Source organism: Nocardia sp. NPDC057440 (genome assembly GCF_042802915.1).
Lineage (GTDB): Bacteria > Actinomycetota > Actinomycetes > Mycobacteriales > Mycobacteriaceae > Nocardia.
The window spans coordinates 630,574-654,075 of the sequence record NZ_JBHVDF010000002.1 but is presented as its reverse complement, the minus strand read 5'-3'; the positions used below and the strand labels follow the sequence as shown (position 1 = coordinate 654,075).

At 66.3% G+C, this 23,502-nt stretch carries 22 protein-coding genes; 12 read left to right on the top strand and 10 right to left on the bottom strand.

The annotated features are described in order from the left end of the window. Nucleotides 1–99: 99 nt before the first annotated feature. The 7 genes from ACFU4Z_RS06330 (at nt 100) to ACFU4Z_RS06300 (ending at nt 8,315) form a co-directional block, all read left to right on the top strand. Complete coding sequence (locus ACFU4Z_RS06330; protein WP_379060225.1) at nt 100–1,044, top strand: SIS domain-containing protein; 945 nt, start codon at nt 100–102, stop codon at nt 1,042–1,044. An 85-nt stretch (nt 1,045–1,129) separates the two neighbouring features. Then, nucleotides 1,130–2,203 (top strand): ROK family protein, encoded by a 1,074-nt coding sequence (locus ACFU4Z_RS06325; RefSeq protein WP_379060223.1) that lies wholly within the window; start codon nt 1,130–1,132, stop codon nt 2,201–2,203. Between the two features lie 124 nt (nt 2,204–2,327). Next, entirely contained in the window at nt 2,328–3,497 is a 1,170-nt protein-coding gene (locus tag ACFU4Z_RS06320) for an N-acetylglucosamine-6-phosphate deacetylase (RefSeq protein ID WP_379060221.1), read from the top strand. Further along, nucleotides 3,494–4,447, top strand: a complete 954-nt coding sequence (locus tag ACFU4Z_RS06315) for a 1-phosphofructokinase family hexose kinase (RefSeq protein ID WP_379060220.1) — start codon at nt 3,494–3,496, stop codon at nt 4,445–4,447. The genes ACFU4Z_RS06320 and ACFU4Z_RS06315 overlap by 4 nt, the downstream gene beginning before the upstream one ends. 271 nt (nt 4,448–4,718) lie before the next feature. Next, nucleotides 4,719–5,546, top strand: coding sequence for a ketose-bisphosphate aldolase (locus tag ACFU4Z_RS06310; RefSeq protein ID WP_379060218.1), 828 nt, complete (start codon nt 4,719–4,721; stop codon nt 5,544–5,546). A 331-nt stretch (nt 5,547–5,877) separates the two neighbouring features. Next, nucleotides 5,878–7,179 (top strand): glycosyltransferase 87 family protein, encoded by a 1,302-nt coding sequence (locus ACFU4Z_RS06305; RefSeq protein ID WP_379060215.1) that lies wholly within the window; start codon nt 5,878–5,880, stop codon nt 7,177–7,179. Nucleotides 7,180–7,649: 470 nt separating this feature from the next. After that, on the top strand, nt 7,650–8,315 hold the full coding sequence (locus ACFU4Z_RS06300; RefSeq protein WP_379060213.1) for a hypothetical protein: 666 nt from the start codon (nt 7,650–7,652) through the stop codon (nt 8,313–8,315). A 407-nt stretch (nt 8,316–8,722) separates the two neighbouring features. Here ACFU4Z_RS06300 and ACFU4Z_RS06295 read toward each other — a convergent pair whose 3' ends face one another. Next, nucleotides 8,723–8,929: a DUF397 domain-containing protein gene (locus ACFU4Z_RS06295; protein ID WP_379060212.1), complete on the bottom strand. Its 207-nt coding sequence runs from the start codon at nt 8,927–8,929 to the stop codon at nt 8,723–8,725. Nucleotides 8,930–8,940: 11 nt separating this feature from the next. Next, on the bottom strand, nt 8,941–9,801 hold the full coding sequence (locus ACFU4Z_RS06290; RefSeq protein WP_379060210.1) for a helix-turn-helix domain-containing protein: 861 nt from the start codon (nt 9,799–9,801) through the stop codon (nt 8,941–8,943). Nucleotides 9,802–9,994: 193 nt separating this feature from the next. Here ACFU4Z_RS06290 and ACFU4Z_RS06285 point away from each other — a divergent pair, with 193 nt between their 5' ends. Continuing rightward, on the top strand, nt 9,995–10,291 hold the full coding sequence (locus ACFU4Z_RS06285) for a hypothetical protein (protein WP_379060209.1): 297 nt from the start codon (nt 9,995–9,997) through the stop codon (nt 10,289–10,291). Nucleotides 10,292–10,358: 67 nt separating this feature from the next. Continuing rightward, on the top strand, nt 10,359–10,817 hold the full coding sequence (locus tag ACFU4Z_RS06280; RefSeq protein WP_379060207.1) for a DUF4254 domain-containing protein: 459 nt from the start codon (nt 10,359–10,361) through the stop codon (nt 10,815–10,817). Here the strand turns inward: ACFU4Z_RS06280 and ACFU4Z_RS06275 are convergent. The 6 genes from ACFU4Z_RS06275 to ACFU4Z_RS06250 form a co-directional block, all read right to left on the bottom strand. Further along, on the bottom strand, nt 10,802–11,167 hold the full coding sequence (locus ACFU4Z_RS06275) for a hypothetical protein (protein ID WP_379060206.1): 366 nt from the start codon (nt 11,165–11,167) through the stop codon (nt 10,802–10,804). The genes ACFU4Z_RS06280 and ACFU4Z_RS06275 overlap by 16 nt on opposite strands. A 280-nt stretch (nt 11,168–11,447) precedes the next feature. Continuing rightward, nucleotides 11,448–11,741 (bottom strand): DUF3349 domain-containing protein, encoded by a 294-nt coding sequence (locus ACFU4Z_RS06270; protein ID WP_379060205.1) that lies wholly within the window; start codon nt 11,739–11,741, stop codon nt 11,448–11,450. Between the two features lie 9 nt (nt 11,742–11,750). Continuing rightward, complete coding sequence (locus tag ACFU4Z_RS06265) at nt 11,751–12,086, bottom strand: DUF3349 domain-containing protein (RefSeq protein WP_379060204.1); 336 nt, start codon at nt 12,084–12,086, stop codon at nt 11,751–11,753. A 10-nt stretch (nt 12,087–12,096) separates the two neighbouring features. Then, nucleotides 12,097–12,381, bottom strand: a complete 285-nt coding sequence (locus ACFU4Z_RS06260) for a hypothetical protein (protein ID WP_379060203.1) — start codon at nt 12,379–12,381, stop codon at nt 12,097–12,099. Nucleotides 12,382–12,493: 112 nt separating this feature from the next. Next, on the bottom strand, nt 12,494–13,855 hold the full coding sequence (locus ACFU4Z_RS06255) for an anion permease (protein WP_379060202.1): 1,362 nt from the start codon (nt 13,853–13,855) through the stop codon (nt 12,494–12,496). A 197-nt stretch (nt 13,856–14,052) separates the two neighbouring features. Next, nucleotides 14,053–15,564 carry an ATP-dependent DNA ligase gene (locus ACFU4Z_RS06250; RefSeq protein WP_379060200.1) on the bottom strand — a complete coding sequence of 504 codons (1,512 nt, stop codon included), beginning with the start codon at nt 15,562–15,564 and terminating at the stop codon, nt 14,053–14,055. Between the two features lie 93 nt (nt 15,565–15,657). Here ACFU4Z_RS06250 and ramB point away from each other — a divergent pair, with 93 nt between their 5' ends. Next, a complete protein-coding gene (gene ramB / locus ACFU4Z_RS06245) occupies nt 15,658–17,064 on the top strand; it encodes an acetate metabolism transcriptional regulator RamB (RefSeq protein ID WP_379060199.1) in 1,407 nt (468 codons plus the stop codon). Between the two features lie 370 nt (nt 17,065–17,434). On the opposite strand, the gene ACFU4Z_RS06240 is transcribed toward ramB, so the two are convergent. After that, nucleotides 17,435–18,703: an MFS transporter gene (locus tag ACFU4Z_RS06240; RefSeq protein WP_379060197.1), complete on the bottom strand. Its 1,269-nt coding sequence runs from the start codon at nt 18,701–18,703 to the stop codon at nt 17,435–17,437. A 74-nt stretch (nt 18,704–18,777) separates the two neighbouring features. Between ACFU4Z_RS06240 and ACFU4Z_RS06235 the strand changes: the two genes are divergently transcribed. Further along, nucleotides 18,778–19,701, top strand: a complete 924-nt coding sequence (locus ACFU4Z_RS06235) for a TetR/AcrR family transcriptional regulator (RefSeq protein WP_379060195.1) — start codon at nt 18,778–18,780, stop codon at nt 19,699–19,701. A gap of 215 nt (nt 19,702–19,916) precedes the next feature. Here ACFU4Z_RS06235 and ACFU4Z_RS06230 read toward each other — a convergent pair whose 3' ends face one another. Then, nucleotides 19,917–21,746, bottom strand: a complete 1,830-nt coding sequence (locus tag ACFU4Z_RS06230) for an acyl-CoA dehydrogenase (protein WP_379060193.1) — start codon at nt 21,744–21,746, stop codon at nt 19,917–19,919. Nucleotides 21,747–22,102: 356 nt separating this feature from the next. Between ACFU4Z_RS06230 and urtA the strand changes: the two genes are divergently transcribed. Beyond that, nucleotides 22,103–23,383: an urea ABC transporter substrate-binding protein gene (urtA, locus tag ACFU4Z_RS06225; protein ID WP_379060191.1), complete on the top strand. Its 1,281-nt coding sequence runs from the start codon at nt 22,103–22,105 to the stop codon at nt 23,381–23,383. The last annotated feature ends 119 nt before the right edge of the window (nt 23,384–23,502 follow it).

Genomic DNA, 23,502 nt, shown 5'->3' with positions numbered 1-23,502 from the left:
GGCGCCAGCGGACCGCCGATGATGGAGCGAACGTATCGACTGACCAACAATCTAGACCTCAGAGTGATCACATGTGACTGTTTTGCTCGTAAATTTGACATGAACGATCATCGGGTCGATTCTGGAGTGGTGCCGATCTCCGCTCACCCCACCCCCGTGACCCATCTGGCCACCGAGGTCGCCACCCAGCCGGACGACTGGGCGCGCGCCGAAACCATCGCTGCCGAACACCGCGCCGTGCTGCCGCAACCGGGCGAGCGCGTCGCCGTCATCGGCTGCGGTACTTCGCTGTTCATGTCCCGGGCCATCGCGGCGCTGCGCGAGGGCTCCGGCCAGGGCATTACCGACGCCTGGCCCGCCAGCGAGGTCCGTAGCGGTCGCGAATACGACCGCTACCTCGTCATCTGCCGCTCCGGCACCACCACCGAGGTGGTCAACGCCATGCGGGAGATCCCGGCCCACATTCCGCGCACCGTCATCTGCAGCAGCCCGGGCACGCCCGTGCTCGAGCTGGGCGATGCGATCCTGATCGACGAGGTCGACGAGCAATCGGTGGTGCAGACCCGCTTCGCCACCACCGCGCTCGCCATCCTGCGCTGGCATCTCGGCGAGGATCTGAACCCCGCGATAGCCCAGGCCCGCGCCGTCCTCGCCGAAGATCCCGCGGCCGCACTCGCCGAGGTCAGGCACGCCGAGCAAATCAGCTTCGTCGGCATGGGCTTCGCGGCCGCCATCGCCGAGGAAGCGGGCCTCAAACTCCGCGAGTCCTGCCAGTCCTGGACCGAGGCCTACCTGCAGACCGAATACCGCCACGGCCCGATCAGCATCTCCACCCCCGGTCGCGCGGTCTGGGCCTTCGGCCCGCTGGTCCCGAATTTCGAAGCCGACGTCACTGTCACCGGCGCCCACTTCGAACACCGCGATATCGACCCGATGGCCGACCTGGTCCGAGTCCACCGACTCTGCGTCCTGCGCGCCGCCGACCACGACCTCGACCCCGACCATCCCCGCAACCTCAACCGCTCGGTAGTCCTCGACCAGTGACCCTGGCGCCACCATGACCGACTCTCCGACACCGGCCCACGGATCTGTGCTGCTCACACCACCAGAAGTGGCTACCCTGACCGAGATGGGAACGGCGCAATCCACGGCAGGATCACCGGGACCGGACGCCGGGTCACCCCGGCCCGGCCCGCCGGCTCTCGCGCCCGGCGCGGCAGTCGATCCGGGGGACGCCACACCGGATGCCGCACTTCCCGGCGACACGTCGACGCCGGGGACCTCGCTTCCCGAGGATGCCCTGGTACTCGGCATGGATGTCGGTGGGACCACCATGAAAGGCGAGATCACCGACGCGGCCGGAATGGTGCTGACCGCTGCCGTCACTGCCACACCGCAGGGCGAGGCGGCGTTCGAGGCCATGGGTGCGCTCGGGGATCGGCTGCTGGCCGAGCTCACGATGGAACAGCGCGGCCGGGTGGCGCGGGCCGCGGTGCTGTTGCCGGGGATCGTGGACCATGTCCGGTCGATCGCCGTGTTCAGCAGCAATGTCGGCTGGCGGGATGTGCACATCGGCGACCGGTTCATCGAACGCTGGCACATGCCGGTGTTGATCGAGCACGATGTCGCCGTGGCCGGTTGGGCCGAATGGCGGTACGGAGCCGGGCGCGACCACGACAACGTGTGCGTAGTCATTCTCGGCACCGGCATCAGCGGAACCCTGTCCGTCGGTGGCCGACTCGTGCGCAGCGAGTACGGCCAGACCGGCGAGTACGGCCACATCCCGGTTCGCCACGCGGATGGCCTGCGCTGTCCGTGCGGCAACATCGGCTGCGTCGAGACGGTGGCATCCGGGGCGTCCATCGCTCGCGCGTACTCCCGCCGCACTGGAGCCGAGACAGACAGCGCGGCAGACGTTTTCGCACTCCTTGATACCGACCCCGACGCCAAGGCCGTAGTCGACGACGCCATCAGCGCCCTCGCCGACGGTCTGCTCGGCATCATCCATGCCGCCTGCCCCCAACTCATCATCCTCGGCGGCGGACTGGCCGGCGCAGGCGCCGCCCTCACCGAACCCCTGCACCGCACCATCGCCGAACGACTCCGCATAGTCCCCGCACCACGGGTGGTCCTCGGCGAATTCGGCGCACGAGCGGGCCTGGCGGGCGCGGCCCTATTCGCCCGCCGTGGGGCTTTGACATGAAGTCCGACAACACTCGGATGACGCCGTCGGCAGCGGGAGCGCACGGTCGAATAGGCGCCGTGCCACCTGCCGAAAGCGTCGCGGCACCCGAGGGCCGCGCCATGCTCAGGAATCGAGCGGGCGCATGATCCGGCAGGCCCCGGCAGCCGAGTTCGACATTCGCGGGCGGATTGTCTCGGCGGCGCATGCACTCGACGACGGGGTGGTCTCGGTGCGCGGCGAGCGGATCCACGCGGTGCGTCCGGTGACGGAATGGGCTGCGGCGCACCCCGATTCGGCCATGCCGACATTCAGTGGCACGGTGTTGCCCGGGCTGGTCGACATCCACAACCACGGCGGGTTCGGACATCGGTTCGATACCGTCGACCACGCGGAGGCGCGCGCGGCGGCCGAATTTCATCATTCGCGCGGGTCGACGACGGTGCTGGCGAGCGTTGTCACCGGGGCCGCGGCGGACATGGTGGCACAGACGACCATGCTGGCCGAGCTGGCCGCGACCGGAGTGATCGGCGGGATTCATGCCGAGGGACCGTTTTTGTCGTCGGCCCGCTGTGGCGCCCAAGATCCGCGCTACCTGCGCGATCCCGACCTCGAGCTGACCGATCGACTGCTGAGGGCCGCGGGTGGACACCTGCGGGTGATGACGATCGCGCCGGAACTTCCGGGATATCGGGCAGTCGCCGAACGGCTGTCCCGCAACGATGTGACGGTGTCTCTCGGACACAGCGACGCAGCCTTCGACGTGTTCCGGAAGTCATTGCGCCCCAACGGTTTCGGCAGCCTGGTTACGCACCTGGCGAACGGCATGCCGCCGCTGCATCATCGCGAGCCCGGTCCGGTTGCCGCCGCACTGGTCGCCGCGGCGGCCGGTGCGGTGGTGGTCGAACTGATCGGCGATGGGGTCCACGTCGACTCCGGCTTCGCCGCACTGGCTTTCGCGGCCGCGCCGGGGCGGGTCGCGCTGATCACCGACGCGATGCAAGCGGCGGGTATGCCGGATGGCGACTACCAGCTCGGTCCTCAGGCGGTGCGGGTCACCGACGGCGTCGCCAGAGTGGCGAGTGGATCCATCGCAGGGGGTACCGCTCACCTGCTGCGGTGTCTGGCCTGGGCCGTGCGCGATTGCGGCGTCCCGCTGCGCGATGCTGTGATTGCGGCCACTTCCGTTCCGGCCCTTTCGGCCGGATTAGCCGATGTGGGCGATATCTCGACCGACCAGTTCGCGGACCTGTTGATAGTCGATGACAATCTACAGTTGCGCCGGGTGCTCAGACATGGACAGTGGTTGACGTGATCCTCACCGTGACAATGAATCCCGCCTACGACATGACCTATCGTGTCGAGCGTTTCGAACGCGGCCAGGCGCATCGGGTCAGGTCCGTCGAGCAACGCATCGGCGGCAAGGGCATCAACGTGACGCGGGTGCTGAACCAGCTCGGAAAATATTCCCGGGCAACGGGTTTTTCCGACCACGCCTTCGCGGCCGCCGCCGAACTGGAGATGCCGGTCGATTTCGTGCACGCATTGCCGTGGATCCGGCGCACGGTAGTGATCAGCGAATCCGAGGACGGCACCGCGACCGCATTGTGGGAACCCGGTGCGCGCGTGTCGAATCCCCATGCCGTCGAACAGCTCGCCGTGCGAGTGGCAGGCCTACTACCCGGTATCAATGGACTGGTGATCTCCGGATCGCTGCCCGGCGGCGTCTCGGCCAGCCTCCCCGCCGAACTCGCCCGCACGGCCATCGCCGCGGGCGTTCCGACCATCTGCGACGTCGACGGCGAATCCCTGCGCCTCGCCGCCCAGATCCCCGGCGTCATCCTCATGCCGAACACCGAAGAACTCGAACGCCTCACCGGCCGAGTCCCGCTCACACCCGACGAGGTCGCGACCGCCGCGCGGCCACTCATCGATCGAGGAGTGCGCGCCATTATCGCCACCCGCGGCGCCGACGGCATGATCGCGATCACCGAGGCGGGCTCGTGGTACGCGAGCCTCCCCGAACCGATGTCCGGAAACCCTACCGGCGCAGGCGATTCCGCAGCAGCCGCCGTCATATCGGCGCTCACGGAAAGCACCGAACCGGACTGGCCCGCCATCCTCGTCGACGCAGTCGCCACCGCCGCCGCCGCAGTGCTGATCCCGGTGGCGGGCGAAATAGACCGCTGCGCCCGCACCCGGCTCACCCCTACCGTCGGCCTCGAAAAGCTAGTCGAACCCAGCTCGCAGGATTCCTCACCGTGAGACACCGAGCTCCCATGATGACCGGCGCTCCACCTCGCCCGGACTGCGCTCGACGAAAATCCGGTCTCGCGAAGCATCCCGGAGACCGTACCGCCGGACCAGCCGATCACGCCCGACAGCGAGCCAGTTCACCGGCCCGCTGTGCCGTCGGCCGCGGGATGGGCCGAAGACCCACCCTCACCCCATCAGAAGGTGAGCGCACTGCCTATGTACCGGCGTTTCAGGCAGTGCCTGCTTGCGGCGGCCGACCCGAGCTCCAGGAGACCCGACAATGACCCTGACACCCGTCTCCGAACTGATCACCACCGCGCGCCCGGGCGGTCTCGGCGCGTTCAATGTGATCACCCTGGAGCATGCCGAGGCCATCGCCGGTGCGGCTGAATCGGCGAAACTGCCAGTGGTGCTGCAACTTTCGGAGAACACCGTCAGCTACCACGGCAGCATAGCCGCTATCGCGCTCGCGTGTCTGCGGATCGCCGAGGACAGCACCGCGGCCATCGCCGTGCACCTCGACCACGCCACGTCGTTCGACCTCATCAGAGCCGCCGTCGATCTCGGCATCCGGTCGGTCATGTACGACGGCTCCACCCTCGACTACACCGCCAATGTCGAGGCCACCGCGGAAGTGGTGCGCTGGTGCCATGATCACGGAGTCTTCGTCGAGGCCGAATTGGGCGAGGTCGGCGGCAAAGACGGCGCGCACGCGCCCGGCGTCCGCACCGATCCCGACGAGGCTGTCGAGTTCGTCGCGACAACAGGCGTCGACGCCTTGGCCGTGGCAGTCGGCTCCTCGCACGCCATGCACACCCGCACCGCCGAACTGGACAACGACCTCATCGCCCGACTGGCGGCGAAAGTGCCTGTCCCCCTTGTCCTGCACGGCTCCTCCGGCGTCCCCGACGAAGGTCTGCGCGCCGCCGTCGAACACGGCATGACCAAAATCAATATCGCCACTCGACTGAATGTCCTTGCCACCGAAGCAATCCGGGCCACCCTGGCCGGGAGCCCCGGCCTTTCCGACCCGCGCAAGTACCTGGAGCCCGCACGCGCCGCTGTCCAGTCAGAGGTCGAACACCTGCTGCGCCTGCTCGCCGCGTAGTCCACGGCCGGAGCCCCTCCCACACCGGCGTCACCGGTGCGGCAGCCGCCTTCGGCAAGCGCCGCGCAACCGGAAACCACACTCGGCGCCGAGACCACAACGTGAGCGCGTCTTCGATCACTCCGTCAGCCGATCCACCCGAGGCGCTGCGTCGTCGCAGTTCAGGCGCCGTATCCAGCTGGAACCGCCGGAGATCACCACATCCCCAAGCCCGGGAAAGCATGGGCACGGCATCGACATGGGGGAATGATAGGGTGAATTGCCCTTAGTTTAGCTAACTATTTGCTCGTTTCGCCTGTACTGTCTCACCTGATGAAGGAAACACAACTACATGGCTGCCATCCTGCAAATGGGAGAACAGCGCGCTACCGGGACTGTCGCGCCGACCCGGACCCCGCACACAGTGACGACCCTCTGTGCCGCAATCGCTTTCGCTGCCCTATCCGTCGGCGTCTGGCTGGAATTCCTGCGCCCGAATTGGCAGATGTACTGGCACCAGATCGACCTACAGGTCTACATGTGGGGCGGTTCGACCGCGGCGATGCACCCCGAGCTGCTGTACGACGGCCGCGGACCGATGGGCCTGCCCTTCCTCTACCCCGTCTTCGCCGCGTGGATATGCGCCGAGCTGTCACAATTCCCGATCAACTACATCGGGACCGGCATCGTGGTCCTCACCATGGCATCGCTGTCCGTGAGCGTGTGGAGCGCCGCCGCACTCCAGCGGCATCGGCGCGGTCCCGGCATGGTCGCGATGACCATCGCGGTCAGCGCCGCCGCGATCTGGATCGAGCCGGTGCAGCAGGCATTTCAGTTCGGTCAGGTCAGCGTGATTCTCATGGCGCTGGTGCTCGCGGACCTCGCCATCCCCAAGGATCGCCGGTATCGGGGCATCCTGATCGGCATCGCGACCGGCCTCAAACTGACCCCCGCGGTGTTCATCGTCTACCTGCTCATCACACGCCAGTTCAAAGCCGCCGCCGTAGCCGGCGCGACCTTCGCCACCACCGTCGCTATCGGCTTCTGGTATCGCCCGGCCCAGGCGTTCGAGTTCTGGACCACGACCACCTCGTCGCAGAACCGAATCGGCTTCGCCTACGTACAGAACCAGTCGATCAACGGCCTCTTCGGTCGCCTGCAATGGACGACATGGGATAGCAGTGAAGCCTGGCTCCTCGGCGCAGGCTTGCTCGCGATCGCCGGAATAGCCGCTGCCCGTGTCGCCTACCTACGCGGCGACGAACTACTCGGCGCCCTCCTCGCGGCCACCGTCATGCTGCTCGCCTCCCCGATCTCCTGGACCCACTACTGGGTCTGGATCGCCCCAGCCCTGATGTGGATTTTCCACGCGCTGCGCAACCGCCCGCCCAGCATCCGGATAGCCGTCCCCGCCGCCATCTACCTCTTCACCTTCGCGTGGCCGATGCAGGTCGACCGCATCGGCGACTGGGACCCCGACCTCCCGTCGCTCCCCCAGGGCCTGATCTGGTTCGTCCCTCAAACCAACACCCGCGAATTCCACTGGACCCTCCCCCAATTCCTCCTGGGCAACTCCTACACCCTCCTGGCCACCGCCGCCCTACTGGCGGCAATCGTCTATCTACTGCCCCGGAGCCCCCAAGCCTCTCGCTGACACCGCCGCCCCGTCATCACCCGCGCGACAGCAGACGCGGCCGGGTGCGGGTGAGACGTGGCCGCCGCCGGTAGACGCCGCGGAGAATTTTCACTGCTGGGAAGCCATCGAGCTCTGGAAATGAGCTGGTTCAGAGTCGCGAGCACGGCGGCGAATTCACTGGCGCCACCCGAAAGACCGCCAGGTCAAGGCAGAGATCGGAACCACGAACGGCAGTCGTCCACAGCATCGGCCAGGCACGGCCCGGCGATAGACAACGAAAATCGTTTCCGTTAAGTTTGCCCTCCGAAGTCGAGAGCTCAGCGCAGGGCGAGAACGGCAAACGAGATTCGTCGATGCGGCGCTTGTGGATAACGCGCACCGGCGACGGACTCGTTGACGAACCGACCAACGCTGCGCAGTCAGTGCATATCAGAGGTAAGGGCTACATGTATAAGTTCACCCGCGCGACCGTTATTGCTGTGACGGTCGTGAGTGCTGTGGGAATTGGGTCCGCTACGGCGACGGCCGCACCCGCGATGCCGGACCGGCGCACATTGAGTACCGAGATCATGCCAGGGGTGCAGTACACCAGTAGCTCACTGGACCAGTCCGTGGTCATCGAGACCGGGATGTCCACCCTCATCACCCAGGGCGGGCAGTTCCAGGTGCAGGACGCGACCGGCAACACGGTCGCCGGCGTCGCGTCGTTCGCGGTCAAGCCGAAAGCGCTGGAAGCCGTCGAGGCTCCAGTGGAAGTGAAGGCGGCCATCCAAGCGGCGACGCCGGACATGCACCTCGACGACATCAGCGGCGATCCGCGGACCGAGCGGTTCGACACGGCGGTCCAGGCCGCCATCAACGAGTTCGATTTGGCCGTCGGGATGGGAACCCTGGCAGGCGGACTGATCGGTGCGGCCATCGGCTGCGGTGTCGGCGCCGTCGCCGGTGCGGTCTTCGGCGCTCCCATCCTCGATGCCGGCGGCCTCACCCTTATCGCGGGCTGCCTCGCCGGCGCCGGTGTGCTCGGCGGATTGGGCGCCATCGTCGGCGCCGGGGTGCTCGGTGTCCCTGTGGGCATTGCCGCTGCGATCAAGTTCCAGAACACCATGAACCAGCCGTACGACGAGGAAAAGCCGAGCGCCGACAAGGAGTGAATTGACCTCCGATGCCGGTCGGCGGCGCGGGCGAGGGTCCCGCGCCACCGGCCGGCGGGCGGTGGGTCAGGGCAGTGAGCCACCTGGGCCGGGCGGAAGAGAGTGGGTTGGGCCGCTGAGTGAGGCGGGCCGCTTCCGTTGCCGACGAGGTAAGCCTGCTCGGGGGACCTCGAGGGTTACCGCGATCGGGCTGTGGGTCGGCTGGGAACTGCGGCGCTGGGGCAGCCGGGTACCGGCGGCTCGGCATGAACCGCTAGGCACCGCGCGCTATTCGCCTACGGCCGACTACAGGGGAAGCCGGCGACGACCAGGCACAGCGATGACATACCGTGCAGCGGCTCTAGCACTGGCACGCCCCCAGTCGGATGATCGCGACGAAGCTGTCGGCAGCGAGTGGGTGTGGCCGATCAGGCGAGCGACGATGGCGCCGTTCGGATGGCCGCGGTAAAGGCAGCCCACTCGGCTTGCCCGAACTCGAGGGTTGGACGGGCGTCAGGGAGACCCTGATACTTGCTGTCGCGGACGAGAATTCGGTCGCCGTCGAATCGGACTTCTACACACGCGGTGCTGTCATTCGAATACGACGACTTGAACCAGCCCGGCACGCCATCCATATCAGCCGAGCCTACAGCTCACCGAGTTTGCGCTCGATCAACGTTATCGAATCGTCCCGTGGCAGGGCGTGATCGGCGATGGTGTTGGCGTACATAGTACTGAGATGCCTTACCGGCTCGGCGTCTTCGATCAGTCCGAGGTGAACCAATGTCTCGGTCCATCCCACGTCGGGAAGCAGCTTGTTCTCGAATCCGAGCAGGTGGAACGATGCGCCCGCCAGCAGCGCACCGCCGGGCGCATCGAACGGGATGACGCGAATATCGAGCGAATCGCGGTGCTCGTCGACCATCGAGACCAGATGGCGTAGCTGTCCTTTCAAGACCTCGGTACCGCCTGTTCGCTGCGTCAGGGCCGCCTCGCCGACAATCGCGGTGAAGTACAGCGGTTCCGCGCCGGTCAGCCGCTGCTGACGCCGCATGCGTAGGTCCACCCATCGATCGATCTCGACCTGCCGAACTCGCGCAGTATCGTTGGCGATCACCGCACGGGCGTAGTCCTCGGTTTGCAACAGTCCGGGGATCAGGACGCTCGCATAACTCCGAATGTTGTGCGCTCCGTACTCGAGCCCATATAGCCGCGTGACCTCATCCGACAGCAATCCGGCATAGCTCGACCACCACCCGCGCTGCTTGGCGATCTCGCGCAACCGCAGCATCTCGTCGCGTTCGGCGGGGTCGAACTCGAGCAGCGACATCAGCCTCTTCAGCTTGTCCTCGGCCAGGATGCGTTCCTTCTCGACCTTCGACCAGTACGACAGCGTGAAGCCGAGTTCCTTGGCGATGACCGACGCACTGACGTCGAACTCGCTGCGCCTGCGCTTGATTCGGAGCATGAGTTCCCAGCGGGCGACCGTTGGCGAGAGTGGTGCCATCGGCGGATGGTGTCCTTCCAGCTCTGACGATGCGTGGAGATGACCGTACCTCCCAGCAGAGTAGAACGATCAGTAGTGAAATCGATAGGTCCACTTGACTTATCGATAGACAAAACCCTAGGCTTCCTGTGTCTCAGATCACAGGCGGGAGCGTTCCAGCCGGGCCCGCACGGCGCGGCATCGAGGGGGGCGCATGGCTGTGCATGTTGTCGGTCGGGCGTGGATGGTCGGGGATCGGACTGCGCATCAGGCGCGGCGGGTCAGCGATGACGGGTGGGTGGTCTCGTATTTGCGGGGGCGGATGCTTACTACCGAGCAGGCGACGGCCGCGATTCAGGCGGCGGAGTTTGTGGCGGTGATGGATGAGCTCGCGGCGCGGATGGGACTCACGGCGTTGGAGGCTCTGGGGCTTGCTGTCAACGAAGCCCCTTGGGAGACAACGCCGCCACGGCGTGGCATTGCCAAGCTCGGTGGGCGGCATCGGCGTTGAGCGCTGACGGCTTGTTGTACGGGTAGATCGTTGTCCAGCAGCATCATTCGAATGAGGGGGAACCGGTATGGAACCACTGCCGCCGAAAGAAATGGTCTTGGAAGCCTGCCGCAGCCTGCCGCGCGGCGATCATCCGATCCTGGCATCCGCGCACCAACTGGCGGGACTGCACGAACGGCGCGGGTACTGCGCGCTGGGCTCGACAGCCGACATCGATGAGCGGCGAGCGCATTTCGTGCTCACCATCGATCGCTGGATCGCCACCGAAGTTCCGCTTCCGCACGGTGGCGCACACATGCACACCGAGACGGTCGGCACCGTGATCGACAGAATGGCCCAATTCTCTACCTGCGCGTACGCGGCCCTGCGCACCGCACCGGACTGGATCGTCCACGACGCCTGGCAGCGTTTGGCCGAGCTCGCCCTCGGCTACCAGGATCTCGCCTTCGAGGTATCCGCCGGCATCCGCCGCCTCCCCGATCTCGGCGGCCACCGGCCCTACAGCTCCGGTCAGGGCTGGCTCTGAACCACCACCCGAGACCACGGGAGCGCATCCCGCCACCCCGGCTGACCGAAAGCCCAGCCCTGCAACACCTTTGCCACGGTCTCGTGCCCGGACATATCGAACGGGCCTGCCACTCGCGCCGCGAAGTGCCGGTCGGAGCCACCCTCACGGAACTCGATCTGACAACTCATGTTGTCGTTGAGATAGATCTGCATGTAGTGCTGCCCGACCGGCTCGGTATCCAACCGATCCACGATCACGAACCGGTGCCGCAGATTCATCTCGCTCAACAGGTCGAACAACAAGTCCGCAGAAGGGTTTTCCCACGCTTCCCCGCTCGCCGTCTCCACCCGCAACGCCGTATCCATCACCCCGCCGACCCTAACCAGTTCCCCATACTGGCAATACCCAAACATCGGTCTCCACCACAACCACTGCCGACCAACATTCACCCCTTGGCCATGGCCGTTTCGGCCCACCTGCCCGGCGCAACGCCCCGGACCAGTCCACCGAACAGGGCATGCGCGAGATCCCACCCGCGATACGCCGCAGCCGAGCCCCATTTGTCAACGAGGAAATCGGGCTGGAAACGCACTGGTATGCGGCAGCGGCGCGCCGGCGCGGGCAGGATTCGAGCAGCGCGGCCGGTGGCTATTCGCCGGAGGCCGAGTCGGGCCAGGCGTGCGCTTCCAGGCGAGTCCGAACCCGGGCGACGTCTGGTTCTGAGGGCATTTCGTTGGTGGTCTTGGTGATCATGACCTGGATGTCGGTCTTGTCTGTGGGGAGGTCACCGGTGGCTGCCAATTCGACGGCTATCTGGCGGACTTCGTCGTCGGAGAGGCGGCGGCGCAGCAGGGCGAGCAGCGGGATGTAGTCGGATTCCGGGACACCGTCCGGATATCCGGCCCGCAGCCAGTCGATGATCGCGTGCAGAAACGGTGGCATCGGACTGGCTCAATCGGCGTCGGGGAATGGGGTGGCGAGTGGCCAACCGCCTGCGGCGAGGTGCGAGGCAACGCGGGCGACGTCGTGTTCGTCCGGCTGCTCCATCGCGAACCGCGTGATCGCCGTCTCGATATCGGCGTGACTGATCTCGGTGTCCGGGTTTTCGCTCACCAATACCTCGGCGATCGCGACCACCTCGAAATCGGTCAGGTGCCGGTGCAGCACTGCGAACAGAGCGACGTAGTCGGAGCTGGGGATCCCCTGCGGGTAACCGGCGCGCAGCCAGCCGATGACCCGGGCGAGCACATTCGGTCGCCCCTGCGTGGATTTCGGTTGATCTGTCACGATGCGCCCTTCAGGCCTGTCCGAACAGGTGGATACCGAATTTCGCGGCCAGGAATGCCTTGGCGGTGTAGAGGATTCCGGTGATGATCGCGGCGATGATCAACCCGAAGCACACCAGAGCCCCGGCCAGCGCCGGGTAATTGCGTTGGACCGCACCGCCATCCGCGGTGACCGAATCGGCCGCCGACCAGAACCGCACTCCGACGGCGAAGATGATCGGCAAGCCCGCACCGAGCACCAGGCCGGCCACGGTCACCTTCCACAGCGAGTTCAGATTCGTGATGAGCGTGTGCACGGTGCTCCTCCTAATGCCTACTGTGGATAACGGACCGGGAACGATCCACCGGTGCGGCTGTTCGCATGCGACGCCTGAGCGGGGCGGGGTACAGCGCGTTGTTCGACACGTTTCACACCTGGGCGGAACGATTGGATCTGGTACCGGGCCCCTCCGGCGAGGACGCGCCGGAGGGTGGCGACAACCCGTCCGCGGTCACGCCGCCCGGCCTGCCCTCGGCCGAGGCCGATGCGTCCGTCGCGGTAGCAGCGTCTTTCGCAATACCGGAATCGGCGTCCGGCGTGTCGTCTGCCGGCTGCGCCCCGCCGGGCGATTCGATCGGCTCGTCCGCGTCCGGTGTCTGGCCGGGCCATTCGTTGACATTGGTGGTGTCGACGGGGTCGCGCCGCGAGCGCAGGTACATGACGGCCGACAGCGCGATGAGAATCGCGAACACGACGAGCACGCCTGCGAGCCCCCCGATGACGTGCGCGATTGCCCAGCAGATAGCCCCTGCCAGACCCGCGAGCGGCAGCGTGAGCAGCCACGCCACCGCCATTCGACCCATCACGCTCCAGCGGACCTCCGCGCCCTTGCCGAGTCCGGTGCCGAGGATCGAGCCGGTCGCGGTCTGCGTGGTGGACAGGGGCAGACCGAAATGGGCCGAGGTGAGAATGATCGCGGCCGACGAGGATTCGGCGGCCAGCCCCTGCGGAGAGTCGATCTCGACGAGGCCCTTGCCGAGGGTGCGGATGATGCGCCAACCACCCAGGTAGGTGCCCGCCGCGATGGCGACGGCACAGGCCGCCATCACCCACAGCGGCATCTCGTCGTTCTTGGTGAGGGTGCCGTGCGCGACGAGCGCCAGGAAGATGACACCCATCGTCTTCTGTGCGTCATTGGTGCCGTGCGCCAGCGAGACCAGCGAGGCCGAACCGATCTGGCCCCAGCGGAAACCCTCGTCGACTTTGTTCGAATCCGACTTCTTGGTGATCCGATAAACCCCCCAGGTGCCGATGGCCGAAACCAGCGCCGCCACGATCGGGGCGAGCACGGCAGGCAGCACGATCTTGGTGAGCACGCCGTCCGAACCGGATGCCCAGATCACTCCGTTCCAGCCGAGCGCGGCGATGGTCGCGCCGATCAGGCCGCCGAACAGCGCATGCGACGAACTCGAGGGCAGGCCGAACAACCAGGTCAGCAGATTCCACAGAATGCCGCCGACCAGGCCGGCGAAGACGATGATCAACAGGTCCTGGCCGTCGACGCCGCCGAGCCGGACGATGCCCTTGGCCACCGTCGCGGCGACCTCCACCGACAGGAACGCCCCGATGAGGTTGAGCACCGCCGACAGTGCGACCGCCACGCGCGGCCGCAGTGCGCCGGTGGCGATCGAGGTCGCCATCGCGTTCGCAGTGTCGTGGAAGCCGTTGGTGAAATCGAATGCGAGTGCCGTGACGATGACGATCAGAAGAACCAGTAATTCGACGGTCACCTCTCCAGTGTGAAGTACCGGCCATCTGAATTGCGATGCGGTTGCCGTCTGCCGGGACTCGATTTCGATCGGTTACCGTAGGACCTGGCCTCTACCTGCCAAGCGCGAGCAGCCCTCGGCGGTCCACCGTCCGAGCTGGCCTCGCCGAGATAATGACCGCCGGCAAGCTCCCGCGAGGCCCTGCGGCGAACGGCGGCTCACGGCAGCAGGGCGCGAACGGTCTCGATGGTGTCGGCGTCCGCGGGTGCCTTGTCCGGGCGATAGCGAACGACACGGGCGAAGCGCAGGGCGACACCGCCGGGGTAGCGCGGACTTACCTGGACGCCGTCGAGCGCGATCTCGACGACCAGTACCGGCCGCAAATACACGGTCTGGTCGTCGCGGGCGCGCTGGTGGCGCGGAAATTCGGCGGTCTGCCACTGCAGTAGCGCGTCGGTGAGGCCCTTGAACGTCTTGCCGACCATCACTGGTTCGCCGGTCTCCGGATCGCGGGCTCCGAGATGCAGGTTCGACAGGTAACCGGTGCGGCGGCCGTATCCCCACTCGGCGCCGAGCACCAGCAGGTCGAGGGTGTGGGTCGGCTTGATCTTCTGCCAGGCGCGGCCGCGTCGACCGGCCGCGTACGGCGCGTTCAACGATTTGATCATCACGCCCTCGTGCCCGCAGGCGAGCGCTCCGTCGAAGTACTCGGCGGCCGCCTCGGGATCGGGCCGCAGCAGAGCTGGAATGCTGTGTTCGACAGCGACTTTCGTCAGCGCCGTGCGACGCTCGTGCAGCGGGGCGTCCAGCAGGTCCTGGCCGTCGAGGTGCAGGCAGTCGAAGAAGTACGGGTGCAGCAACAGTTCCCTGGTCGAACTCACCTCGGCGAAGCGGCTCATCGTCTCCTGGAACGGGCGCGGCCGACCCGAATCGGTGAGCGCGAGAGTTTCCCCGTCCAGCACCACGCTGGTGCAGTGCAACCGGGAAACCAGGTCGACCAGCTCGGGCACGCTCGCGGTGATATCGCGCAGTGTCCTGGTGAACACCCACACCCGCGATCCCTCGCGATGCACCTGAATCCGGGCACCGTCCATCTTGTGCTCGACAGTCACCTCACCGTCGAATTCGGCCATCGCCTCTTCCAGCGAAGCGCCGGGCGAGGCGAGCATCGGCTGGATGGGGCGACCCAGCTCCAGCCGGAACTCGGTGAGCGCGTCCACTCCGCCGGTCAGCGCGGCGATGGCGGTCACCGGCAGCTGCCCCGACAGCATGTAGGCCCGGCGAACCAGATCCACCGGCACCCGTGCCGCGACGGCGACCGCCTCGCTGACGACCGCGGTCAGCGCACCCTGACGCAGCTCACCGGTCAGCAGCCGGAGCAGGAACACCTGTTCATCGGTGGTCGCCGCGGTCCACAACGCCGTGAGCAGCTCCTTGCGCCGGTTCGCCGACCCCGCGCCCGCGATGCCCGCCACCTCGCTGAGCACGCCATCGACATCCGAAACCGCCAGTGTCGCACCGTCGCTCGGCGCACCGTCCATCGCGGTGAGCGTGCGCCACCCGGTGCCGATGCGGCCCTGCCGTAGCTCGCCGGAGACCCACGCGACCACCGGGGCGAGCTCGTCCGGCGCGGCATCGCACAACAGCCCGGCCAGCGCGGCGATCTTGGTCTTACGGGACCGCGTCGCGCGGACGGTCTCCGAGGTCCGCACGACATCCGAGAACAGCACCACCTGACGGTAACCCGGGGGTGTGACATATCGCTCAGCTCTGCTGCTAATTCACCATTGGCACGGCTGCGAAAGCGGCCATAAACTGGACAGATGGCCAAGACTTACGTCGGGGCGCGGCTTCGTCAGCTGCGGACCGAACGAGGGCTGAGCCAGGTCTCACTCGCCCAGAAGCTGGAGATCTCGGCGAGCTACCTCAACCAGATCGAACACGATGTGCGCCCGCTCACCGTGCCGGTGCTGCTGCGGATCAGCGAGGTTTTCGGCGTCGACGCCACCTTCTTCTCCTCACAGGACGACACCCGGCTCATTGCCGAACTCCAAGAGGTCGTGATGGACCAGGAGCTCGGCATCGAGGCCGACACCCAGGAGATCGCCGACATGGTCTCCGCGCACCCGAGCATGGCGCGCGCGCTGGTCAATATGCACAACCGCTACCGCAACACCTCCGCACAGCTGGCCGCCGCCACCGAGGACCGATTCGCCGACGGCTCCGGCAGCGCGACGATCAGCAAGCCACACGAGGAAGTGCGCGACTTCTTCTATCAGCGGCAGAACTACATCCACGAATTGGATACCGCCGCAGAGGAACTCACCGCCCGCATCCGATTCCACGGCGGCGACATCAACAACGAGATCGCGCGCAGGCTGCGCGCGCACGATGTGCGGATCGTCGAACGCATCGACCTCGGCGAAGGGGTGCTGCACCGGTACGACCCGCAGACCCAGCGACTGGAGATCGCCCCGCACCTGTCCGGCGGACAGCGCACCTTCAAACTCGCCGCCGAATTGGCCTATTTCGAATGCGGCGAGCTGCTCGAAAAGCTGGTCGAGGAGGGCAATTTCGTCTCCGAGGACACCCGCAAACTGGCCATGCTCGGCCTCGCGAACTATTTCGCCGCGGCCACCGTGCTGCCCTACACACATTTCCTCGAGGTCGCCGAGGACTTCCGCTACGACATCGAGCGACTCTCGGCCTTCTTCACCCAAAGCTACGAAACCATCTGCCACCGACTTTCGACTCTGCAACGCCCCAAGCTGCGCGGCGTGCCTTTCTCCTTCGTCCGTGTCGACCGGGCAGGCAATATGTCGAAGCGCCAGTCCGCCACCGGTTTCCACTTCTCCGCCAGCGGCGGCACCTGCCCGCTGTGGAATGTCTACGAGACCTTCGCCTACCCCGGCAAGATCATGACCCAGATCGCCCAGATGCCCGACGGCCGCAAATACCTGTGGGTCGCGCGCACCGTGGAGCGGCGCGCAACCCGATACGGCCAGGCCAGCAAGACATTCGCGATCGGTCTGGGTTGCGAACTGCGGCATGCGAGCCGGGTCGTCTACGCCGACGGGATAGATCTCGACGAGGCGAAGGCCACCCCGATCGGCGCGGGCTGCCGGGTCTGCGAACGCGCCAATTGCCCGCAGCGCGCGTTTCCGCCGCTGGGCAAGGTGCTGGATATCAGCGAGCACCGCAGCTCGGTATCGCCGTACGTGCTCAAGTAGGCCGATACACGTGGTTCGCCACCGCCGCACGGACCTGATGACTCACCCCGCGCGCCGGTGCCGGAACTCGGTGGGCGCACAGTCGATCCGCTGCGCGCAGGTTGTCGCGAGCGTCGCCAACACTCGGCAATAGCACTTCGGCCCAATGCGCAGTCAGGTCGAGCATTCCGGCGGCACATGGTTGTCGTATCCGTAAGCGGCAGAACATAAATCGGTCATAGTGCGGTCGGACGCACTGGAGCTCATCGGCCGGTCGGCCGAAGCCGGAAACGTGCGAACTCGTGGGTACCGACGCGCGGTGAGATGTCAGCCCGATATGACAAGGCCGGGCTGACATCAGCGAAAACCGATGTCGCCCGGGCGGTTATCCTCACGCGGGTTGTGCGCCGACAGGGTCCGGCACCGCGGTCGCGGCCGCGGCCGTGCGCTGGAACCGCATACCGAGCATGGTCAGCCCGAGTGCGGCGACCAGCAGGATAGCCAGCGTCCACGCGAGCATCGAAAAGCCGTGTGGCGCAGCGGCTGCCGCGACGATCGGCCCGACGGTCGCACCGACGTAGAAGCTGAACATGGCGACCGAAGAGGCCGCGGCCCTGGCTTCCCCGCCCAGCTCGCCCGCGCTCTGCAGGACGGCGGGAGCGATGATGCCGAGGCCGCCCACGAGCACGGCGAGCAGCACCGTCAACACCCCGAGGTGTCCGCCTTCGAAGGTGGCGAGCACCATCGCGGCAGCGGCGACGAGCACGCCGAGGACGATCTGACTCGGCTTCGACAGCCGCGCCAGCGGTATCGCGAGCAGCGGCAGCGCGACCATCACCGGGAGCGCACCGGCCCGCAGGGCGAGCAGTTCGCCCGATCCCTCGACGATGCCGGTGAGTTCGATGCCGGTGTAGACCCCGACCATCACCGCCATGCTCAACGCACCGGCGGCAAGCATCGGCAGCAGTGGCTTGATCCGCAGCACCGCGGGAATCGCCGCATAGCTGTGCAGCAGCGGCTTGTCCCGGCCGGTCGGCGCGTCATCGAGCATGACAGCGCGCAGGGCCAGTGCCAGTGCCGTGAAGCCGACGGCGGAACCGACGAACATGGTCCGCCACGGGAACGCGGCGACCACCGCCTGCGAGACGATCTGCGCGAGCACCGTCGCGGCGAGGAACGAGGTGGCCACCGACATGGTGACGACGGCGCGGTGCGCGGGCGCGATGCGAGTGGCGACGTAGGCCATGATCGCCGGTGGGATGGAACCGACGACCAGACCCTGCACGATCCGCAGCCCGACCGCGATCGGCGCGGCGAATGCCAGACCGGTCAATATGGTGACCAGCGCGGCGGCGATCATGCCTGCGACAAGCACCCGCCGGTGGCCGAAGCGGTCCGACAGCGGGCCGAAGAGCACAAAGCCGCCCGCATAGCCGAATGCGAAGGCGCTGATGATCCACGTCATCACCCCCGAGCCGACGTTCCAATCGGCTTTCATGGCTGTGAACAGCGGAATTGGGATGTACATCTGGCCGGTGGCGAGCAGGGCGGACAAGACGAAGACGGGCAGTGTGCGCCCGGTGTGCGCGCGTGGTGACACGCTCCGGGTGTGTGCGACAGCCGGGGTACCGGCCGGAAGCTGAAGCGTCGGCGTTGCCATAGCGATGACAGTACGACCGCCATCAAACCATGTCAACCAAATAGTTGGTTTAATGAAATGGTAAAGTCGCGGCCATGACCGGCACGATGAAGCGCAGCGACGCGACCAAGCAGGCGCTGCTGCGCGCGGCCCGGGACGAATTCGCCGAATACGGCCTTGCGGGCGGCCGAGTCGACCGCATCGCCGAGGCGGCAGGGGTCAACAAGGAACGCATCTACGGCCTGTTCGGCAGCAAGGACAAGCTGTTCGACGTCATCCTCATCGACACATTGCGCGAGTTCATCGACGTGGTGCAGCCGATGGCAGACACCGAACCCGGCGAATATGTCGGCAAGCTCTTCGACTACCACCGCGACAACCCCCAGCTGCTGCGACTGTTGCTCTGGGAATCACTCCATCGTGGGGCCGACGCACACGACATCGACGGCTGGCGCGCCGAGCACTACGTCCAGAAATTCGACCGCGCCCGAGAGCAATTCGGTGTCGACGAACAGCAGGCCGGACTCGTTCTCCTTGCCCTGTGCGGCGTCGCCAACTGGACACACGCGGTCCCGCAGACCACCCGCCTGCTACTCGGCGCTGGCGCCGAGGACTACGAAACGACCAAGCGGTTCATGCAGGAGTTCGCCAGGGCCGCCATGCGACGCGAGCCCCGTGTCGACCCATCGGTCAACGAGTTGACCACCCGTGCGGCGGCCGCGCGCACCGGCACGCTGCAGTCCGCGGCGATCGAGACTCCGATGGCCGCGATCGCGGGAGCGGACGACAACGCCGCGGCGGAGCCGACCGCGCACACCGACCCGGAGGACTTCGGCGACAACGTGGACCGCGCCGCCCAACGGCTACGCGACGCACAGGCCGTCGCCGACGCTGCCCGCGGCGAGCTGGCCGAAGCGCTGCGAGCAGCGCACGCGGAGGGCACGGGGGCCAACCAGTTGGCCCGCCGAGTCGCGGGCGCACTCTCCCGCCCAGTAGTGCTCAAGCTCCTGGCCGACTGACCCCGCCGACACCGGCCCCGGAGTCGCGAGCCATCCCGGGGCCCGTAGGGCTCCCCACCGACCAACTCAGCGAACGCCCGGCCACTCAGCCGCAGGCCCCGCTCGGTAAAGCTCTCGGCAGCCGATCTCGAACCACACGACCGAACCGCCGGTGAGCGTAGCCACCGGCGGTCGAGTCGACGTGTCCCCGAGACCGCGTCAGAACACGGCGACGCCTAGAACGCGGCCTCGTCCATCTCCATGATGTCGTTGTCGATCGCAGCGAGAATGTCCTTGACCGCGGTCAACTCCGGTAGCACATTCTTCGCGAAGAAGCTTGCGACAGCGACCTTTCCGGCATAGAACGGCCGATCCTTGGCCACCGGTTCCGCTGCCAGCGCGGCCGCGGCGATCTCGGCCTGCACCAGCAGACGCCAGCCGATCAGCAGGTCGCCGACGGCGAACAGGAAACGGACCGAACCCAGGCCGACCTTGTACAGCTCGGCCGGGTCCTGCTGCGCGGCCATCAGGTATCCGGTCAGCGTGGCCGCCATCGCCTGCACGTCGGCGAGCGCCGTGGCCAGCAGCGCCCTTTCGGATTCGAAGCGACCGGTCTTCGCATCCAGGAACGCGGCAATCTGCCCGGTGACGTGCCCGATGGCGACGCCCTTGTCGCGAATGATCTTGCGGAAGAAAAAGTCCTGTGCCTGGATCGCCGTGGTGCCCTCGTACAGCGAGTCGATCTTGGCATCGCGGATGTACTGCTCGATCGGGTAGTCCTGCAAGTATCCCGAACCACCCAGTGTCTGCAGCGATTCGGTGAGGTACTGGTAGGCCCGTTCGGAGCCGACACCCTTGACGATCGGCAGCAGCAAATCGTCCACGCGGTGCGCCAATTCGGCATCCGCACCCGAAACCAGCTCTGCCACATCGACATTCTGATGTGCCGCGGTGTACAGATACACCGCACGCAGACCTTCGGCATAGGCCTTCTGCATGGCGAGGCTGCGCCGCACATCCGGGTGGTTGGTGATGGTGACGCGCGGTGCCGCCTTGTCCGACATCTGGGTCAGATCCGCGCCCTGGACCCGCTGCTTGGCGTAGTCGAGCGCGTTCAGGTATCCGGTGGACAGTGTGCCCGCGGACTTGATGCCGACCACCATGCGCGCGTTCTCGATCACCTGGAACATCTGCGCGATGCCGTTGTGCACCGCACCGACCAGCCAGCCCTTGGCGGGAACGTCCGTGGCACCGAAAGTCACTTCGCAAGTGGGCGAGGACTTCAGGCCCATCTTGTGCTCGACGCCGGTCACATACACACCGTTGCGATCGCCCAGCTCGAGCGTCTCGTGATCGAAGAGGAACTTGGGCACATAGAACAGCGAGAGGCCCTTGGTGCCGGGTCCCGCGCCCTCGGGTCGCGCCAGCACGAGGTGGAAGACGTTCTCCGCGGTCTCACCGACATCGCCGCCGGAGATGAAACGCTTGACGCCCTCGATGTGCCAGGAACCGTCCTCCTGCTGGACGGCCTTGGTGCGACCCGCGCCGACATCCGAGCCGGCATCCGGCTCGGTCAGCACCATGGTGCCCTGCCAGCCGCGGTCGTAGCCCTTGGTGGCCCACGCCTTCTGCTCATCGGTGCCGACGTTGTAGAGCACCGAGGCCATCACCGGACCCATATTGAAGAAGCTCGCCGACGGGTTCGCGCTGGTGAGCATCTCGTTGATCGCCCAGATGACCGCAGCGGGCGCGGGCGTACCGCCCATCCCCTCCGGCATCCCGAGCCTGCTCCAATCGGCCTCGCGCACGGCCGCGACGGTCTTGCGCAGCGGCTCCGGCACGGAGACGGAGTAGTTGGCCGGGTCGAAGACCACCGGATCGCGATCCGCCGCGGCGAACGATTCCGCGACGGGGCCCTCGGCGAGACGCTTCACCTCGGTCAGGATCTCGCGCACGGTGTCGGAGTCGAGATCACCGTAGGCACCCGTATCCAGCAGCTTGTCCAGCTGCAACACCTCGAACAAATTGAATTCGATGTCGCGCACGTTCGCCTTGTAGTGACCCACCGTGGTCCTCCTCGATTGACAACTCCGTGGCCAGGCGAGCCACGGGATCGGCTTTCTGACGATGTACAAATGAAGCCTGCCGTACCGCGACGACGCTACGCAACCGTAGCCATTGGGAAGTCTCACAGCCGTTCACCGAGCGGTTACCACAAAGGTTCACACGGCGGAAACACAGGCAACGGACTCGTCATCGGGAGTCATTCCGGCGCAATAACTTCTGTCTAGTGTTCGCACCACGAATACAGCCGCTGTATACATCCCGGTCGACCCACCTGACCGGTGCAAAGGCCCGTGTATTCGCCCGCGACGCACGCAGCGCCGCCGAACACCTGATGAAGTGAGAAGGGTCCTGCCCCATGCCAGATTCCCGTGACATCCATCGGCCACGCATGCATCGCGCGGCAAAAGCGCTGGTCGCCCCGACGGCAGTCGTACTTGCCGGTCTGTTGCTGACCGCCTGTGGCGCCAAGGACGACGACTCGACCAGCGGCTCCAACGCCGCGTCCTGCGTCGACACGTCGAAGGATTCGATCAAGGTCGGTTCCCTGCACTCACTGTCGGGCACGATGGCCATTTCCGAGGTCACCGTCGCCAACTCCACCAAGCTCGCTGTCGACCAGATCAACGCCGCGGGCGGCGTCCTCGGCAAGAAAATCGACCTGGTACTCGAGGACGGCGCTTCCGACCCGAAGACCTTCGCCGAAAAGGCCGAGAAGCTCATCAGCTCCGACTGCGTCGCCGCGGTGTTCGGCGGCTGGACCTCCTCGAGCCGAAAAGCCATGAAGCCGAAGTTCGAGAGCCTGAACTCGCTGCTCTACTACCCCGTCCAGTACGAGGGCCTGGAAGACAGCAAGAACATCTTCTACACCGGCGCGACCACCAACCAGCAGATCATTCCCGCGCTGGACTACCTGAAGCAGAAGGGCATCACCTCCCTGTATCTGGTCGGCAGCGACTACGTCTTCCCGCAGACCGCCAACCGCGAGATCAAGGAATACGCGAAGGCCAACGGCATCGAGATCAAGGGCGAGGACTACACCCCGCTCGGCTCGACCGACTTCTCCACCATCGTGAACAAGGTGCGCACCGCCAAGGCGGGTGCGGTGTTCAACACCCTCAACGGCGACTCCAACGTCGCGTTCTTCCGCGAGTACACCAACGCGGGCCTGAAAGCCGCTGAGATGCCGGTTGTTTCGGTGTCCATCGCCGAGGAAGAGGTCGCGGGCATCGGCGCGCAGAACATCGCGGGGCAGCTGACGGCATGGAACTACTACCAGACCGTCGACACCCCGGTGAACAGGAAGTTCGTCGCGGATTACAAGGCCGCCTTCGGCGCCGACAAGCCGACCTCGGACCCGATGGAAGCCGCGTACGCCTCGGTCTACCTCTGGAAGAACACCGTCGAGAAGGCGAAGTCTTTCGCGGTGGCCGACATTCAGGCCGCGGCCGACGGCGTGAGCTTCGAGGCGCCCGAGGGCCTGGTCACCCTCGACGGCTCCAACCACCACATCACCAAGACCGCCCGCATCGGTGAGATCCGGCCGGACGGACTCATCTACACGGTATGGGATTCGGGCAAAGCCGTCACCCCGGACCCTTACCTGAAGTCCTACGACTGGGCCAAGGGCCTGAAGTAGTCGCTCGGCGCCGGGGGGGGGGGGGGGGGCGGGCGGGGGGGGGCCCCCCCCCGCCCCCGAAAGATTTAAAAAGTTAGTGGTTGTTATAGGCCACAAATAAGAGCGCGCTAGAGGGTGTA

What these genes read in the sequence shown, in the direction of transcription:
- ACFU4Z_RS06330 (WP_379060225.1), top strand. Translation starts at nt 100, where the DNA reads ATGAACGATCATCGGGTCGATTCTGGAGTGGTGCCGATCTCCGCTCAC.
- ACFU4Z_RS06325 (WP_379060223.1), top strand. Translation starts at nt 1,130, where the DNA reads ATGGGAACGGCGCAATCCACGGCAGGATCACCGGGACCGGACGCCGGG.
- ACFU4Z_RS06320 (WP_379060221.1), top strand. Translation starts at nt 2,328, where the DNA reads ATGATCCGGCAGGCCCCGGCAGCCGAGTTCGACATTCGCGGGCGGATT.
- ACFU4Z_RS06310 (WP_379060218.1), top strand. Translation starts at nt 4,719, where the DNA reads ATGACCCTGACACCCGTCTCCGAACTGATCACCACCGCGCGCCCGGGC.
- ACFU4Z_RS06305 (WP_379060215.1), top strand. Translation starts at nt 5,878, where the DNA reads ATGGCTGCCATCCTGCAAATGGGAGAACAGCGCGCTACCGGGACTGTC.
- ACFU4Z_RS06295 (WP_379060212.1), bottom strand. Translation starts at nt 8,929, where the DNA reads ATGGATGGCGTGCCGGGCTGGTTCAAGTCGTCGTATTCGAATGACAGC.
- ACFU4Z_RS06290 (WP_379060210.1), bottom strand. Translation starts at nt 9,801, where the DNA reads ATGGCACCACTCTCGCCAACGGTCGCCCGCTGGGAACTCATGCTCCGA.
- ACFU4Z_RS06285 (WP_379060209.1), top strand. Translation starts at nt 9,995, where the DNA reads ATGGCTGTGCATGTTGTCGGTCGGGCGTGGATGGTCGGGGATCGGACT.
- ACFU4Z_RS06280 (WP_379060207.1), top strand. Translation starts at nt 10,359, where the DNA reads ATGGAACCACTGCCGCCGAAAGAAATGGTCTTGGAAGCCTGCCGCAGC.
- ACFU4Z_RS06270 (WP_379060205.1), bottom strand. Translation starts at nt 11,741, where the DNA reads ATGCCACCGTTTCTGCACGCGATCATCGACTGGCTGCGGGCCGGATAT.
- ramB (WP_379060199.1), top strand. Translation starts at nt 15,658, where the DNA reads ATGGCCAAGACTTACGTCGGGGCGCGGCTTCGTCAGCTGCGGACCGAA.
- ACFU4Z_RS06240 (WP_379060197.1), bottom strand. Translation starts at nt 18,703, where the DNA reads ATGGCAACGCCGACGCTTCAGCTTCCGGCCGGTACCCCGGCTGTCGCA.
- ACFU4Z_RS06235 (WP_379060195.1), top strand. Translation starts at nt 18,778, where the DNA reads ATGACCGGCACGATGAAGCGCAGCGACGCGACCAAGCAGGCGCTGCTG.
- urtA (WP_379060191.1), top strand. Translation starts at nt 22,103, where the DNA reads ATGCCAGATTCCCGTGACATCCATCGGCCACGCATGCATCGCGCGGCA.